The sequence below is a fragment of the Pedobacter sp. AC379 genome (assembly GCF_979258145.1).
On record NZ_OZ409839.1, the window covers coordinates 1,877,070 to 1,892,518 of the forward strand.

Sequence of the window (15,449 nt, forward strand, 5' to 3'; positions counted from 1 at the left end):
ATAAACATGAAAAAGATAAATAAACAAACAAAATTTACTGTGTTCTTCGTGTTCGTTGCCATGGTATTGGGTTTTGCTTCCTGTAAGAAAACCGACGAGGGTGCCGGCGGCGCACCAAAAATTACAAGGGTAAGGCTGATCAGCAAAACCGATACCCTTAAAAACGTTGTGCACAGGATCAATCTGGATTCCAATTCCATCTATGACGAGACCAGGCAGGTAAAATTTGACTCTACGATCGTTGCCGGAAGGTTGAATAACCAATACGCCATCATCGGAGAGAATCTACTGACAACCCTTTCGGTTTCTTTTAATGGACTACAGGTTAACTACAATCCAGCATTATTGACAGATAACAGCATTATTGTTTCTATACCTGCCATAACACCTTATGGGGGCGGTCAAAGTAATAAACTGATCGTAACAACCAAGTTTGGCTCCGCAAGTTTTGATTTCCCCATTCTGCAGCCCCCGCCGACAATTACAACCTTCAGTCCGGTTGCTGCAGGTGCAGGAGAAACGGTGACCATAACCGGAACGGTATTCGAGGGAGTGACCAAAGTTACTTTTGATTCCATTCCTGCCCAGATTGTCGGAACACCGACCAAGACCCAGATTCAGGTGAAAGTACCGGCAGGAGTTGTCCAGTCACGTATTTTAGTCACTACCCCTGGAGGAACCACCCGTTCTGCCGGTTCATTTGGATTTAAAGCCCTGCTTTATGATGATCTTTTCGCAACAGGATGGGGCTCTTATTTGGGTTACAACAGTACGATAAACCTGGCGAGTACCACCCGTGTTAAGCGGGGCACCTCTGCTATTGCTACAACCTTTACGGATGCCTATGGCGCATTACAGATCGGGTACAATGGATCGACGATCGATGTTGCAAAATCTGGTCTGACTGCCATAAAGTTCTCCATATACGGCGGAACTGGAATAGTGGCCGGAAGCAGGGTTCAATTGGTTATCAATGGTAATTACGGCAATGCGGTGGCCATAACGTTGGTGCCCGGTGTTTACACCGATTTTACCATTCAGTTAAAAGATGTGGGCAATCCCTCGGTTATTACCGAATTTGTACTGCAAAGTTTAGGCAATGCAGTGCCGAGTACAATCTATGTCGATGACATAGGGTTTATTTAGTGAGTTAGAAATTTATTGCCCTGGTCTTAAGCAGATCAGGGCTTTTTTAACAAAAATGGTGAAAAAAATATACCTGCTGATTGCATCCATGTTTTTTATCGGTATGGCAACCGCGCAACAGTCTTTCGTTAAGCAAAAAGGGCATCAGTTTCTGATCGGCGAAAAACCATACTATTATATCGGTACCAATTATTGGTATGGTGGACTGCTTGCTTTGGAAAAAGATCCGGCAAGGGGTAAACTGAGACTGATCAAAGAACTTGATTTCTTAAAGTCAAAAGGTATAAATAACCTCCGTGTATTGGTCAGCTCAGAGGGGGAAGGGAAAATAAATGGCGTGGTTCGGGTCAAGCCTGCCTTACAGACTCAGCATAACGTTTTTGATACCGCGCTTATGAAAGGGCTGGATTTTTTATTAATGGAAATGGGGAGGCGGAAGATGTATGCCGTTTTATATCTGAGCAATAATTGGGAGTGGAGTGGTGGCTTTATGCAATATTTAAACTGGAACGGAAAAATTGATAATGACACCTTAAAAAGAAAATTGACCTGGGACGAACAGCGTGATTATACCAGTAAATTCTACTCATGTGATGCCTGCAAGGCCGATTATCAAAAGCAGGTGTATTTTGTCCTTCAACATAAAAATGCCTATACCGGCAAAAAATATATAAATGAACCCGCAATTATGGCCTGGGAACTGGCTAATGAACCCCGTCCGATGCGGCTTGAAGCGATCGGAGCTTATAAAGCCTGGATCACCAATTCTACATCTTATATTAAATCCATGGATAAAAATCATTTGGTTACAATAGGCACAGAAGGTTTTATGGGTACAGAAGAGAACCTCGATTTATTTAAAGAAATCCATGCAGGTGTAAATATCGATTACTTAACAATCCACATTTGGCCAAAAAATTGGGGATGGTTTAAAGAAGCGCCAACAAAGGAGAGCTTGCAGGGAGTTATCCACAAAACCTCGGACTACGTTAATGTACATGAAGTGGTTGCAATTCAATTAAATAAACCTTTGGTAATTGAAGAGTTCGGTCTGCCCAGAGATGGTCATGCCTTTGATCCTTCAGCTGCCACAGGCCTGCGCGATGAATATTTTGGAAATATTTTCTCGATATGGGCAAAAAGCCGGGCTAAGGGCGGTGCAATTTCCGGCTGTAATTTTTGGTCTTTCGCAGGTCTATCAAAACCCATCGACGGACAGTTGTTCTGGAAAGATGGCGATGATTTTTCCGGAGACCCTCCACAGGAAGAACAGGGATTGAATTCAGTTTTCAATTCTGATTTCTCGACCTGGAAAATTATAGGGAAATACTTAAAAAAATAGTCCGCTGTTCTTATTGAGCAAAAACATTTAGTTTATAAGATTAAAATGAAAAAATATTTTTTTGTCGTTGCGATCATCGCATCATTCATAGACTTAAAGGCGCAAAAAGTAGAATCAAACCAAAAAAAGGTTGAGGCTATTTTAGCTAAAATGACGCTCGAGGAGAAAGTTGGTCAGATGACCCAGATTACCCTTGGGGTGGTTGGCACGCAGACAGATGGAGAGCTCAATACCGAAGCCTTAAAAAATGCTGTAATAAAGCATAAAGTCGGTTCAATCTTAAATGTAACCAACCATGCGCTAACCGTAGATCAGTGGCGTCAGCTGCTCACAGAAATTGCAGATGAAGCTAAAAATACAAGATTACAGATACCAATATTATATGGTTTAGATGGAATCCATGGTCAGACCTATACATTGGAATCAACACTTTTTCCCCAAAATATTGGAATGGCGGCCACAAGGAATTTAGATCTTGCCAGAGCCGTAACCAAAGTGGCCGCAAAAGAATTAAGGGCAAGCGGTGTCAGGTGGAATTTCGCAACGGTTCTGGATTGTGGCAGACAGCCACTATGGTCACGTTTTCCGGAAACCTACGGTGAAGATGTTTATATCGGCAAAACAATGGGCGCTGCGGTAGTTAAGGCTTACGAAGAAGACGGTTTGAACAGCACAACAGCTGTGGCAAGTTGCATGAAGCACTTTTTAGGTTATTCAGCCTCAAGAAACGGTAAAGACAGAACACCGATTTATCTGCCGGAAATAGAAATGAGAGAGTATTATCTCCCTCAGTTCAGAGAAGCAGTAAAAGCCGGTGCATCATCGGTAATGATAAATTCAAGTATTATAAATGGAATGCCGGTTCATGCAAGTAAATATCTGCTTACCGATATCTTAAGAAAAGAACTTGGTTTTAATGGGGTTGCTGTAAGTGACTGGGAAGATATAAAACGTGTCTATGCATGGCATCATGTTGCAAGTACACCAAGGCAGGCAGTTGCGATGTGCGTAAATGCCGGGGTAGATATGAGCATGGTACCAAGTGATTTTACCTTTTATGATCTGTTGATCGAAGCGGTTCAAAAGAATGAAGTTCCGATGGTCCGTATTGATGAAGCTGTTAAAAGAATTCTGATGCTCAAAATGAATTTGGGCCTGTTTGATCATCCATATCCTGAAGAAGGTGCAAAGGCGAATTTTGGAAGACCGGAATATCAGACGCTTGCTTTGGATGCTGCCCATGAAGCCATGACTTTATTGAAAAATCAAGATGATGTTCTGCCCTTATTAAAAAGTAAAAGATATTTGGTTGCCGGTCCGGGCGCTCAAAGTATCAGTGCGTTAAATGGTTGCTGGAGTTATACCTGGCAGGGAAAAGAGGAGCAGTGGTATCCTAAGGACAGTAAAACCATTTTGCAGACCATAAAAGAAAAAGTCGGCGAAAAAAATGTTTTGACCACAACAGTTAAAGGTTTCGAAAGCACCGAAAATTTTGATGCAGATGCGCTGACCAGGTCCGCTAAGAATGCCGATGCTATAATTTTATGCCTGGGCGAAAATGCTTACGCGGAGAGCCCCGGGAATATAGCTGACTTAGCCTTGGATGAAAATCAGCAGGCGCTAGCCAGGGCCGCAATAGCAACTGAGAAACCGGTTATTCTTGTTTTGACAGAAGGTAGACCAAGGTTCATTACCAATCTTGAGCCTAAAATCAGTGGGATTTTAATGGCTTATTGGAGCGGTAGAAAGGCTGCAGAAGCCGTTGCTGATGTACTTTTTGGTGATTACAACCCAAACGGTAAACTTCCCTTTAGCTATCCAAGAAGCAGTGGAGAAATTGTTTTATATGACAGAAAGCCTGCGGAGGACATCAGGGAGGTCTTTAATGATGATGTGCATACCGGCTATAATCCCTTATTCGCATTTGGTACGGGTTTAAGTTATACCAGCTTTAGCTATACCGATCTGAAATTGAGCACTAAAAACTTAAGCGGCGATAACAGCTTGCAGGTATCTGTTTTAGTGAGCAATACGGGGAAAGTGGATGGTAAACAGACTATAGAGTTGTACACAAGAGATATGTACGCCAGTATCAGTCCTGATATGAAAAGATTAAGGGCCTTCCAGAAAATAAACTTGAAAGCCGGAGAAAGTAAAACAGTGCACTTCTCGATAAATAAGAACGATCTGGCCTTTGTAAATACAGCCTTAAAAACAGTCACCGAAGCCGGCGCTTTTAAAGTAATGATCGGTAATCTGAGTGATGAATTTCAATACAAAAAGCTATGAAAAAGTATGTCTGTTCTTCGTTGATCATTTTTCTTTTCAGTATCTGGCATGCTTCCGCGCAGAAGAATTTAATTAGCAATGGTGACTTTGAAGATGGCTTAAATAGCTGGGGGGCTGGTAATGCCAAAGTTTCTACAGTAATCAGAAAATCTGGCGAAGCCAGTCTGGCATTGGTTGCTTATGTAAAGGGAAAATGGGAAGGGATTGACCAAAAAGTAAAACTGCCCAAAAACTCCAAAGCTATTTTAGTGTCCGGTTTTTATAAAACGGATGAAGTAGAGCAGGGCGCAAATGCCTGGAATACAGCTGTAATCATTTTAGAATTTACAGATGGTGATAAAACGTTGGGTGAAGGAATCCCGTTGGTAGAAAAAACAGGAACAGAAGGGTGGTCTGTTTTTAAGAAAAACTTGCGGGTGCCGGATCTGGCAACAGGTTTTAGGATCATGATCGCACTGAGCGAGGCTTCGGGAACTTTTTTTGTCGATGACCTAAATGTAAAGTCGATTTCGGTTGAAGATCTTGAGAAAGAGACCCCAGTTTCAAAAGCAAATTAATCATGGGACTAAAAAAGATATTGTCAGCAATTACGGCTTGCTCCCTTGTACTGTTCGCGTGTAAGAAAAATGCAGAGATCGTTGAGCATCAAATTCCGGCCGTAACATCTATCCTACCGATCGGTACTGTGCCAAATGTTGCGAAAGTTAAAACCTGGTTGGTAGATAAAAATGCGACAGATGAAACAGCATCCCTGTTTTATAACCTGAAGCAAAGCGCAAAAACCAATGTGCTTTTTGGGCATCAGGATGATACCAAAAGGGGGGTGACAAATGCAACAACACAATGGGCAAATGAACAGCAGTTTTCTGGTGTTCCCACAACGCAGAGCGATGTAAAAGCGCTTACCGGTTCCTATCCCGCGGTCTATGGATATGATTTTCTCCATATGACAAATTTTTCTGCCGGCAATTGGTTCGATTATGAAAAATCTATTGCGCGGACCTTGACTATCGAGGCCTATAACCGGGGCGGGATAAATACCTATAGCTGGCACTACGCCAACCCGGTTTCAAAAGGTAGCTTTTACTGGGCTGACTCTCCTGTTAGTGCAGTTGATCAGGTTTTGCCCGGTGGAACAGCCAACGAACCCTTTAAAGCTTCTTTGAAAATCGTTGCTGATTATGCTAAAACACTGATCGGTGCAGATGGTAACTTGGTTCCAATCATCTTTCGTCCTTTCCATGAAATGGATGGCAGCTGGTTCTGGTGGGGAAGTGGCCATTGTACACCTGCACAGTATATTGCCATGTACCAATACACAGTTAAATATCTCCGGGATGATCTAGGCGTAAGGAATTTCCTTTTCGCATGGTCGCCGGACCGGAATTTTAATTCCCAGTCGCAGTATCTTAGTTACTACCCTGGAGATGACTATGTAGATTTAATCGGTACTGATAATTATGAAGATATGAAAGCTAACGTTTCTCCAGCAATTGCTGCTTCCAAATTTAAAATTGTTTCTGATTATGCAAAAGCACATAATAAACTGGCTGCATTAACCGAGACCGGCCTCCAGAATTTAACCAGAAGCGATTGGTTTACCCAGCAGCTGCTAAAATCTTTAAAGAATCAAAATCTCGAATTTGCTTACGCCCTGCTTTGGGCCAATACCAAGGATGCCTATTGGACACCCTATGCAGGCCATCCTGCTGCTAGCGATTTTATGAATTTTAAAAATGACGGCTTTGTGCTTTTTGGAGACAGAATGCCTTCAGTATATCAGATTAAATAGTCTTTATGAAAAAAGTTTTTTTATTAGTGATGGCCGGCTGTATGTTTGGTACCGGCTTTGCCCAAAAAATCAACTGGGCTAACCGCAATGGCGCATTGAAAGTCGTCGGCGGAAAGATTTTAAATGCCAATAATGCCGAGCCTCAGCTCCGTGGTGTAAGTTTGTCCTGGAGTGTCTGGGGAGGAAGGAAATACTACAATGCAAATGTTGTAAACTGGCTTCAATCTGATTTTAATATCAGCCTGTTGCGGGCTTCTATGGCGGTTCAGCCAGATAGCGGTTATCTGCAAAATCCTGTTGAGCAAACAGAAATGATCACCAGAACCATTGATGCTGCGGTGAATAGAGGTTTGTATGTTCTTATTGATTGGCATGATCATCATGCAAATGAACATCTGGAGCAATCAAAACTGTTCTTCGCTAAAATGGCCAAAAAATATGCCGGTAAACCAAATATTATTTATGAAATATTTAACGAACCCGAGAAAATAGAATGGCAGACGGTTAAAGATTATGCTGTAGAAGTGATTAAGGAAATCAGGAAGTATGATTCCCAAAATATAATTATCGTGGGAAGTCCGCACTGGGACCAGGATGTTGATGTCGTTGCAAAAGATCCAATTAAAGGTTTCAGCAACATTGCGTACTCTTTTCATTTTTATGCCTCAGATCCTAACCATCAGGAGCTTTTGATGAAACGGGCCGATCAGGCAATTGCTGCGGGCCTGCCCATTTTAGTAACCGAATGGGGGGTTGGTGAGGCCAGCGGAGATGGGAAATTCGATGTGGAAAAAACTGAAAAGTGGTTTGCATGGCTGGAAAAAAATAAACTGAGCTGGGCAAATTGGAATGTTACCGACAAAAGCGAAACAACAGCACTGCTAAAACCCGGAGCATCCCCCTCAGGAAGATGGAAACTAAATATGCTTACGCCGGCAGGCCTTTATATCAGAACCCAGATTAAAAAATTAAATAAATAAAATTCAGTTTATGAAGCTCAGATTTCTCTTGTTAATTACAGTTTTTACATGTTCATTGGCTTTTGGACAAGGAAATAATTACGTTCAGAATTATAGTAAATTCGACGGCCTGGTATTAACACCGCCCATGGGCTGGAACAGCTGGAACAGGTTTGCCTGTAATGTAGATGAAAATTTGATTAAAGAAACCGCCGATGCCATGATCAGTTCCGGAATGCAAAAAGCCGGCTATACCTACATCAATATTGATGATTGCTGGCATGGGGAAAGGGATAGTTTGGGCTTCATCCATCCAGATGCGAAAAGATTTCCATCCGGAATGAAAGCCCTGGCCGATTACATTCATTCAAAAGGATTAAAATTAGGCCTGTATTCTGATGCGGGTTCCCAGACCTGTGGTGGCAGGCCGGGAAGCAGGGGTTATGAATTTCAAGATGCACTGACTTATGCAGGTTGGGGTATCGATTATTTAAAATATGATTGGTGCAACACCGAAGGGCTAAAAGCTGAGGGCGCTTACAAAACCATTACGGCCGCTTTACGCAAGGCCGGCAGGCCAATGGTACTCAGTATCTGCGAATGGGGAACAGATAAACCCTGGGTTTGGGGGCCGGCAGTTGGGCATCTGTGGCGTACCAGCGGAGATATTTTTAATTGTTTTGATTGCGTTGAAGATCATGGTACATGGAAGTCATGGGGGGTGATGCAGATTTTGGATAAACAGGATGGCCTGCGTCAATACGCTGGTCCCGGACATTGGAATGATCCCGATATGCTGGAGATCGGAAATGGAAAACTTACGCCGGGAGAAGACAGGGCGCATTTTTCCATGTGGGCAATGTTAGCTGCGCCATTGATTTCCGGAAATGATCTCAGGGACATGAACCAGGAAACCCTCGATGTGTTAACAAACAGAAATATCATTGCAATCAACCAGGATGTTTTGGGTATCCAGGGTTTTAGGTATTCGAAAATAAATGGATTTGAAATCTGGTTTAAACCTTTAAACAATGGAAACTGGGCAGTATCGTTTTTAAACCGCTCTTCAGTAGCTAAAAAAATAGACTTTAACTGGCAGGACGAAATAGTTAAAGATGAGGTTTTTCAGAAAGAACTGAATGCAAATACTATTGTATACAACATTAAAAATGCCTGGACGGGAAAAGCTTTGGGAACAACCAGAAAAAGTTTGAAAACAGAAGTTCCCTCCCATGATATTCTGACATTGATTTTGGAAAAGTAAGTTTATCCTGATCTGGTTTCCAGGTGGGTGGAACTTCGCCGATCGGGAGAAATAGAAATCTATATTTCCCGGTCGTTTAATTTTTTTACAAAAGCAGCTTACACCATGGCTGCTTTCCGTTCGGTACAACCAAACGCTAATCTTTACGGCTATCAACCGGTCTCTCCAGGTGTTTTAAATTTATTCTGTTCCGGTTCTTGGCTGATGATTGATCATCAAAAAACTAAATAAATACCCTCGTTCCGGAGAAATTTTCCCGAAACTCTTTAGGTGTGCAATGTTTCTTTTTCTTGAACAGTCTGTTGAAGTTGGAAATGTTATTGAAACCGCACTTATAGGAAATTTCAGAAACGGAATGTGTGGTCTCAATAAGCATCCGGGTAGCGTGGCCCAAACGGATTTCATTCAAGCTATCTATAAACGTGTTTCCCGTACGTTTTTTAATAAACCTACTAAAGGAAACTTCTGTCATGCTCACCAGTTTCGATAAATCTTTTAAGGTGATCGGCTTGTTGAAATTTGCATTCATAAATTCAAAAGCCTTATCAATCCTTCTACTGTTGTAATTTAAAACCTGGTCGTTGTTAAATGTCGCGTCAGATAGCACCCGCAGGCTTTTCGATGAGGAGAGATCGTGGAGAATACTCATTAATTCTAAAACAGAATCAAATCCCTGTAACTGGTTAATATCCAATATCCGCTTATAAACCTTTTCAATGGTTTCTCTCGGAAATAGGATTCCCCTAACTGAGCGCTCGAACATTTTTCGGATGAAACTCAGTTGGTTTCTGCGCAACATTTTATCATCGAAAAGATCTTTGTGCCATTGTATGGTAACTTCCGTAATTTCTTCACTTTTGCAGTTATGGGTGGTCCAGACGTGAGATAAATTAGGTCCGACCAGCACCAGTTCCATATCGGTAATTTCTTCAATATTATCGCCGACAATTCGTTTTGCGCCCGCAGCATTTAAAATCAGATTGAGTTCAAACTCTTCGTGGAAATGGAGCGGGAAATCGAAGTCCTGTTTTACCCTCGAAAAAATCGTGAAACAGTCATTTTGAGTAAGCGGGGTGATCTCTTTAATGATGTTATTCATAACTTAATGGTTCAAAAAAAAATATCTTTAAGATAAAAGAACATTAATGCAATGTAACGAAAATATATTTGTTTAATAATATTATAAGGGGCTAATAGCATTTAAATTATGGTTATTGTATAGTATTTGGTTAAAATAGTATTATCTTAAGTTCAATTCATGGGCTATTTTAGGGTATTGTTAAATGAGCCAGAACACTGACCAATGCCTTCTGAAATGATAAAAATTAAACTTCTGTTTTTTACGCTTTTTTTCCTTTTGTTCATTCCTGTTTTTGGTCAGTTAACCGATACTAAGGCATCGATAAAAACCAAGAATCTGTATAGAAATCTGATCAGGTTATCCGGTAAAAAAGTTTTGTTTGGACATCAGGATGATCTGGCTTATGGAGTGGGCTGGAAAAATCAAAACGGAAGAAGTGATATCATGGAATTAACCGGAGAATATCCGGCTGTTTTTGGTTGGGATGTTTCTGGTTTAGAAACCGGCCATGCGCAGAATATAGATGGCGTTCCGTTCGAGAAAATGAAGCAGTATATTAAAAAGGCTTACAGTTTAGGTATGGTAAATACATTGAGCTGGCACATGGATAATCCGGTAAACGGAAAAAATTCCTGGGACACCAGTTCAATAGCAGTTAAATCTATTCTTCCCAAGGGTTCAGCACACTTGCTGTATAAAGGCTGGCTGGATAAGTTTTCTGTATTTGTCAGATCATTAAAAGGTACTGATGGAAAAGCGATACCGATATTGTTCAGGCCTTTTCATGAAAACAGTGGAGGTTGGTTCTGGTGGGGTGCAAAATCTTGCACTGCTCAGGAATACAAAGATTTATGGCGGTTCACTTTCACATATTTAAGAGATAAAAAACAGTTGCACAATTTGATTTATGTGTTTAACCCATGTGATTTTAAAACTGAAGAAGAATACCTAGAGCGTTACCCCGGAGATAGCTTTGTTGATGTTTTAAGTTTTGACTCTTACCAGTATAGCGGACCCGGAAAAGGGGAATCGTTTGCACAGGATATTGCTCATAGCCTATCTATTCAGAATAAAATTGCCAAAAGGAGCAGAAAATTAAGTGCGATTGCAGAAACTGGGTTTGTTGAAATTCCCGATGCCAACTGGTGGACCAATGTTTTTGCAAAGGCAATCCGGGAAAATAAGCCATCCTATGTGCTGCTCTGGCGCAATGCCGGCTATCGTGAAAAAGAAAAGGACAACCATTATTATGCACCATATCCCGGACAGGTTTCGGCTCCAGACTTTCTGGAATTTATCAGGAACAATGAGATCCTGCTTCAAAAGGGCTTAAAAAAGTATGCTATCTATAATTAATAAAGCATGAAAAAACCGGTATCCTTCTTGTTTTCAATATTTATTGCCATGCTTTCTGTCGTATACGGACAAAAATCTGTTGTCGAGGATAATATAGCTGATGCCAAAGCCACCGCCGAAACAAAAGCATTATTTTACAATCTGAAAAATCTTTCTGGAAAGGGAGCGCTTTTCGGTCAGCAAGATGCTTTGATGTATGGTGTTGGGTGGAAGGGTGAATATGACATGAGCGATGTCAAGCTTATAACCGGTTCTCATCCTGCAATGTTCGGATGGGATCTGGAATCCATTGCGAAGGACGGTACGGAAGAAAATCAAATTCAAAATGCCGAAAAACTTAAAGGCTATTGTTTGCAGGCTTTTAAAATGGGAGGTGTAAACACATTGAGCTGGCATGTTCAGAATTTTGTAACCGGGAAGAATTTTTATGATACCACCAAATGTGTTTCCCTTATTCTCCCCGGGGGCGAAAAACACAGGGAGTTTACCAAATCTTTAGATAAAGTTGCTTTACTGATTAAATCTTTGAAAACAGAGAAAGGAGTTGCCGTCCCGGTTATTTTCCGGCCGTTTCATGAAAATACAGGTAACTGGTTTTGGTGGGGGAAACCCTTCTGTACTGCTCAGGAATATAAAACGCTATGGCAGTTTACCGTTCAGTACCTTCGGGATAAAAAGCAGGTGCACAATATTATTTACGCATATTCTCCAGATAGAATTTCAGGGAATTTTGCAAATTATATGGAACGTTATCCAGGCGACGGCTTTGTAGATGTACTTGGTTTTGATGACTATTACGATTTTAAAGATCTGCATGATGAGCAGTCAATTGATCTGGCCGTAAAATCGCTTGGACAGATCTGCGCCTATGCAATCTCTAAAAATAAAGTTGCGGCACTTACAGAAACCGGTCAGGAGAAACTTGTTCAACCCAAATGGTTTACAACTGTGTTCAATAAAATCATGAACGATGCCGAAGCCTCAAAAATTTCATATCTGATGGTCTGGCGGAATGCTCATACCGGTCATTTTTATTCGCCATACCCCGGTCAGCAAAGTGAAGATGATTTCAAAGATTTTTATAACAACCCCAAAACAATTTTTTTAAAGGATCTCGGCAATATCTATAATTTGAAACAATTAAGCTTATTACCTAACTAAATAACTTACAGTACAATAAACCAAATATGAAGTTACAATTATTAGACGTTTTAATCATCATCCTATACCTTGCCACAATGATTTTCATTGGCTTTTGGTACCTGAAAAAGGCCAAGCAGAACAAGGAAAGTTATATGATGGGTGGCAAATCCCTGCCCTGGTATAAGCTGGGCTTAAGTGATGCCTCAGACATGTTCGACATAAGTGGAACCATGTGGATGGTTGCTTTATGCTTCGTTTATGGCTTGAAAAGCATCTGGATCCCCTGGCTCTGGCCAGTATTCAACCAGGTATTTATGATGATGTTCCTGAGTAAATGGTTGCGCCGAAGTAATGCCAATACAGGGGCAGAATGGTTGCAGACCAGGTTTGGTACAGTTGGAAAAGGAGTAAAAGGCTCTCACGTGGTAGTAATTGCATTTGCATTGATCAGTTGCTTCGGGTTTTTGGCATACGGTTTCATCGGCCTTGGCAAATTTATGGAGATATTCATCCCTTGGGATTATGTAAAAGCTTATGTACCTTTTGATGTTCCCGCCAAATACGTTCCTCATTTCTATGGCATAGTATTTACATTGTTCGCCATGTTTTATTCCATTTTAGGGGGTATGCACAGTATTGTGCTTGGCGATATGATCAAATATGCCTTTATGACGATCGGTTGTGTGGCGATCGCGGTTATCGCGATGAACCACCTTCACGGGCATACTTTAAATGTTCCAAAAGGCTGGGATGACCCGTTCTTCAGCTGGAAGCTGGATCTGGACTGGAGTAAAATTGCAGCAGATGCCAATAAGAAAATTGCGGATGACGGCTTCAGTTTATTCGGGATCTTTTTTGGAATGATGCTGCTGAAAGGTGTTTTTGCTTCACTGGCAGGACCAGCACCAAATTACGATATGCAAAAGGTACTCAGTACCAGAAGCCCGAAAGATGCCAGTAAAATGACAGGCTTTGTAAGCATTATCTTATTGCCGATCCGTTATTCAATGGTTATCGGCTTAACCGTTTTGGCGCTATTGTATTACAATCAGATTTATTTGAAAGGGCCGGACGGTGTTACCGACTTCGAAAGGATCCTACCCGCTACCATTAACAATTTTCTTCCCGTTGGAATCTTGGGAATTGTACTTACAGGTTTGTTGGGTGCATTTATGGGAACATTTAGCGGTACACTCAATGCAGCACAGGCTTACATTGTAAACGATATTTATTTAAAATACATTAACCCTTCTGCCAGTACCAAAAAGGTCATCAACATGAATTATATTGTTGGTGTCGTGGTGGTTGCTATAGGGGTAATCCTTGGTTTTTTCGCCAATAACGTAAACGACATCCTGCAATGGATTGTCGGTGGCCTTTATGGTGGTTACGTAGCCGCAAACTGTCTAAAATGGTACTGGTGGCGCTTTAATGCCAACGGTTTTTTCTGGGGAATGGCCGTGGGTATTGCAGCTGCATTGGTTATGCCCTACGTAACCCATGGTCTGCCCCTTTACTGGTGGCCACTGTTATTTGTACTTTCTATGATCGGTTGTATTGCGGGTACTTATGCCGCGCCTCCAACTGAAGAGGTTACATTGAAATCGTTTTATAGCACGGTAAGGCCATGGGGGTTTTGGAAACCAATCCACGCCCTTGTCCTTGCAGATAATCCAACTTTTCAGGCGAATAAAAGATTTAAGTTGGACATGTTCAATGTTGTGCTCGGAATCATCGCTCAGCTTTGCCTGACCATCTTGCCGATGTATTTCATACTCAATATGCACACACCACTTTTGATTACGGTTGCTGTTTTAGCGGCCATAGTATTTATCCTGAAAAGGACATGGTGGAATAAATTAGAAGATTAGAAAAGATAATAAATAGTTTTATGATAGATTTTGAAAAAAGAAGACAGCAATTAGAAGAAGCTCACCGTAATTTGGTTGCCTTAGAAAATAAAAAAGCAGGATTGGGAAATGGGGTTTTCGACAGATATGAAAACCCGGTTCTAACCGCTGCACATGCGCCGTTAAACTGGAAGTATGATTTCAATCCTCAAACAAATCCATATCTGTTAGAGCGGATCGGTATCAACGCAGCCTTCAACGCTGGCGCGATAAAGTTTGAAGGCAAATATATTTTAATTGTCAGGGTGGAGGGAACGGACCGTAAGTCGTTTTTTGCCGTGGCGGAAAGCGACAACGGGATAGATAACTTTAATTTTTGGGAGGAACCTATAGTGCTTCCAGAGACAAGCGAGCCTGATACCAATGTTTATGATATGCGTATTGTAGCCCACCAGGACGGCTGGATGTACGGTCTGTTCTGTACCGAACGTAAAGATCCAAGTGCGCCTGCACACGATCAATCAATGGCGGTTGCCCAGTGTGGAATTGTACGCACAAAAGACTTAAAAACCTGGGAACGCCTGGCTGATTTAAAAACCCCATCGCCACAGCAACGGAATGTAGTTCTCCATCCAGAGTTCGTTGATGGTAAATATGCTTTCTATACCCGTCCACAGGATGGTTTTATTGAAAGTGGAACCGGTGGTGGAATTGGGTTCGGGTTGAGTGAGTCCATAGAAAATGCAGTGATTGAAAAGGAGTCAATCGTTGATAATAAAAACTACCATACGGTTTACGAGGCGAAAAACGGAATGGGTCCGGAGCCGATCAAAACCGCTCATGGATGGCTTTTTCTAGCCCATGGGGTGAGAAATACCGCTGCAGGTTTACGCTATGTGTTATACATGTTTATGACCGATTTGAATGATCTAACCAAAGTGATATACAAACCTGCCGGATACCTTTTGGCTCCAGAAGGAGAAGAACGTACCGGAGATGTTTCAAACGTGGTTTTTAGCAATGGGTGGATTTTGGACAAAGACGGTAAGATGTTTATTTATTACGCCTCATCCGATACAAGGATGCACGTCGCAACAACTACACTTGATATACTGCTGGATTACGTAATGAATACACCAGCAGATGAATTGCGCTCAGCTGCCACTGTCAATAGGATTTTGGGCAACATTCAAAAAAATAAAGTTGCTTCTGTAATTTAGGGATAAG

The 15,449-nt window shown here is 41.5% G+C and carries 12 protein-coding genes; 11 read left to right on the forward strand and 1 reads right to left on the reverse strand.

The window, feature by feature from the left end; all coding sequences use genetic code 11:
* Window positions 1-6: 6 nt before the first annotated feature.
* Genes ACZZZW_RS08260 through ACZZZW_RS08290 form a run of 7 tightly spaced genes read left to right on the forward strand, consistent with a single transcriptional unit; the run spans window position 7 to window position 8,792 of the window.
* A complete protein-coding gene (locus ACZZZW_RS08260; protein WP_162235819.1) occupies window positions 7-1,146 on the forward strand; it encodes an IPT/TIG domain-containing protein in 1,140 nt (379 codons plus the stop codon).
* Window positions 1,147-1,201: 55 nt separating this feature from the next.
* Window positions 1,202-2,488, forward strand: coding sequence for a glycoside hydrolase 5 family protein (locus ACZZZW_RS08265; RefSeq protein WP_463492880.1), 1,287 nt, complete (start codon window positions 1,202-1,204; stop codon window positions 2,486-2,488).
* Window positions 2,489-2,533: 45 nt separating this feature from the next.
* Window positions 2,534-4,777 (forward strand): glycoside hydrolase family 3 N-terminal domain-containing protein, encoded by a 2,244-nt coding sequence (locus ACZZZW_RS08270; RefSeq protein WP_463492881.1) that lies wholly within the window; start codon window positions 2,534-2,536, stop codon window positions 4,775-4,777.
* Window positions 4,774-5,334 carry a hypothetical protein gene (locus ACZZZW_RS08275; protein WP_463492882.1) on the forward strand — a complete coding sequence of 187 codons (561 nt, stop codon included), beginning with the start codon at window positions 4,774-4,776 and terminating at the stop codon, window positions 5,332-5,334. The genes ACZZZW_RS08270 and ACZZZW_RS08275 overlap by 4 nt, the downstream gene beginning before the upstream one ends.
* A 2-nt stretch (window positions 5,335-5,336) precedes the next feature.
* On the forward strand, window positions 5,337-6,569 hold the full coding sequence (locus ACZZZW_RS08280; protein ID WP_463492883.1) for a glycoside hydrolase family 26 protein: 1,233 nt from the start codon (window positions 5,337-5,339) through the stop codon (window positions 6,567-6,569).
* A 5-nt stretch (window positions 6,570-6,574) separates the two neighbouring features.
* Window positions 6,575-7,549: a glycoside hydrolase family 5 protein gene (locus ACZZZW_RS08285; protein ID WP_463492884.1), complete on the forward strand. Its 975-nt coding sequence runs from the start codon at window positions 6,575-6,577 to the stop codon at window positions 7,547-7,549.
* Window positions 7,550-7,559: 10 nt separating this feature from the next.
* Window positions 7,560-8,792, forward strand: a complete 1,233-nt coding sequence (locus ACZZZW_RS08290) for a glycoside hydrolase family 27 protein (protein ID WP_463492885.1) — start codon at window positions 7,560-7,562, stop codon at window positions 8,790-8,792.
* 223 nt (window positions 8,793-9,015) lie between these two features.
* Here ACZZZW_RS08290 and ACZZZW_RS08295 read toward each other — a convergent pair whose 3' ends face one another.
* Window positions 9,016-9,891: an AraC family transcriptional regulator gene (locus ACZZZW_RS08295; protein WP_055911121.1), complete on the reverse strand. Its 876-nt coding sequence runs from the start codon at window positions 9,889-9,891 to the stop codon at window positions 9,016-9,018.
* Between the two features lie 216 nt (window positions 9,892-10,107).
* Here ACZZZW_RS08295 and ACZZZW_RS08300 point away from each other — a divergent pair, with 216 nt between their 5' ends.
* From ACZZZW_RS08300 to ACZZZW_RS08315, 4 genes are read left to right on the forward strand one after another with little or no spacing between them, the layout of a single operon-like run.
* On the forward strand, window positions 10,108-11,229 hold the full coding sequence (locus ACZZZW_RS08300; RefSeq protein ID WP_463492886.1) for a glycoside hydrolase family 26 protein: 1,122 nt from the start codon (window positions 10,108-10,110) through the stop codon (window positions 11,227-11,229).
* Window positions 11,230-11,235: 6 nt separating this feature from the next.
* Window positions 11,236-12,390 carry a glycoside hydrolase family 26 protein gene (locus ACZZZW_RS08305; RefSeq protein WP_463492887.1) on the forward strand — a complete coding sequence of 385 codons (1,155 nt, stop codon included), beginning with the start codon at window positions 11,236-11,238 and terminating at the stop codon, window positions 12,388-12,390.
* A 26-nt stretch (window positions 12,391-12,416) separates the two neighbouring features.
* On the forward strand, window positions 12,417-14,243 hold the full coding sequence (locus ACZZZW_RS08310; RefSeq protein ID WP_463492888.1) for a sodium:solute symporter family protein: 1,827 nt from the start codon (window positions 12,417-12,419) through the stop codon (window positions 14,241-14,243).
* A 20-nt stretch (window positions 14,244-14,263) separates the two neighbouring features.
* The gene (locus ACZZZW_RS08315; RefSeq protein ID WP_463492889.1) at window positions 14,264-15,442 is read left to right on the forward strand and encodes a glycoside hydrolase family 130 protein; all 1,179 of its coding nucleotides are present in this window, start codon (window positions 14,264-14,266) and stop codon (window positions 15,440-15,442) included.
* The last annotated feature ends 7 nt before the right edge of the window (window positions 15,443-15,449 follow it).

What these genes read in the sequence shown, in the direction of transcription:
- ACZZZW_RS08260 (WP_162235819.1), top strand. Translation starts at nt 7, where the DNA reads ATGAAAAAGATAAATAAACAAACAAAATTTACTGTGTTCTTCGTGTTC.
- ACZZZW_RS08265 (WP_463492880.1), top strand. Translation starts at nt 1,202, where the DNA reads ATGGTGAAAAAAATATACCTGCTGATTGCATCCATGTTTTTTATCGGT.
- ACZZZW_RS08270 (WP_463492881.1), top strand. Translation starts at nt 2,534, where the DNA reads ATGAAAAAATATTTTTTTGTCGTTGCGATCATCGCATCATTCATAGAC.
- ACZZZW_RS08275 (WP_463492882.1), top strand. Translation starts at nt 4,774, where the DNA reads ATGAAAAAGTATGTCTGTTCTTCGTTGATCATTTTTCTTTTCAGTATC.
- ACZZZW_RS08280 (WP_463492883.1), top strand. Translation starts at nt 5,337, where the DNA reads ATGGGACTAAAAAAGATATTGTCAGCAATTACGGCTTGCTCCCTTGTA.
- ACZZZW_RS08285 (WP_463492884.1), top strand. Translation starts at nt 6,575, where the DNA reads ATGAAAAAAGTTTTTTTATTAGTGATGGCCGGCTGTATGTTTGGTACC.
- ACZZZW_RS08290 (WP_463492885.1), top strand. Translation starts at nt 7,560, where the DNA reads ATGAAGCTCAGATTTCTCTTGTTAATTACAGTTTTTACATGTTCATTG.
- ACZZZW_RS08295 (WP_055911121.1), bottom strand. Translation starts at nt 9,891, where the DNA reads ATGAATAACATCATTAAAGAGATCACCCCGCTTACTCAAAATGACTGT.
- ACZZZW_RS08300 (WP_463492886.1), top strand. Translation starts at nt 10,108, where the DNA reads ATGATAAAAATTAAACTTCTGTTTTTTACGCTTTTTTTCCTTTTGTTC.
- ACZZZW_RS08305 (WP_463492887.1), top strand. Translation starts at nt 11,236, where the DNA reads ATGAAAAAACCGGTATCCTTCTTGTTTTCAATATTTATTGCCATGCTT.
- ACZZZW_RS08310 (WP_463492888.1), top strand. Translation starts at nt 12,417, where the DNA reads ATGAAGTTACAATTATTAGACGTTTTAATCATCATCCTATACCTTGCC.
- ACZZZW_RS08315 (WP_463492889.1), top strand. Translation starts at nt 14,264, where the DNA reads ATGATAGATTTTGAAAAAAGAAGACAGCAATTAGAAGAAGCTCACCGT.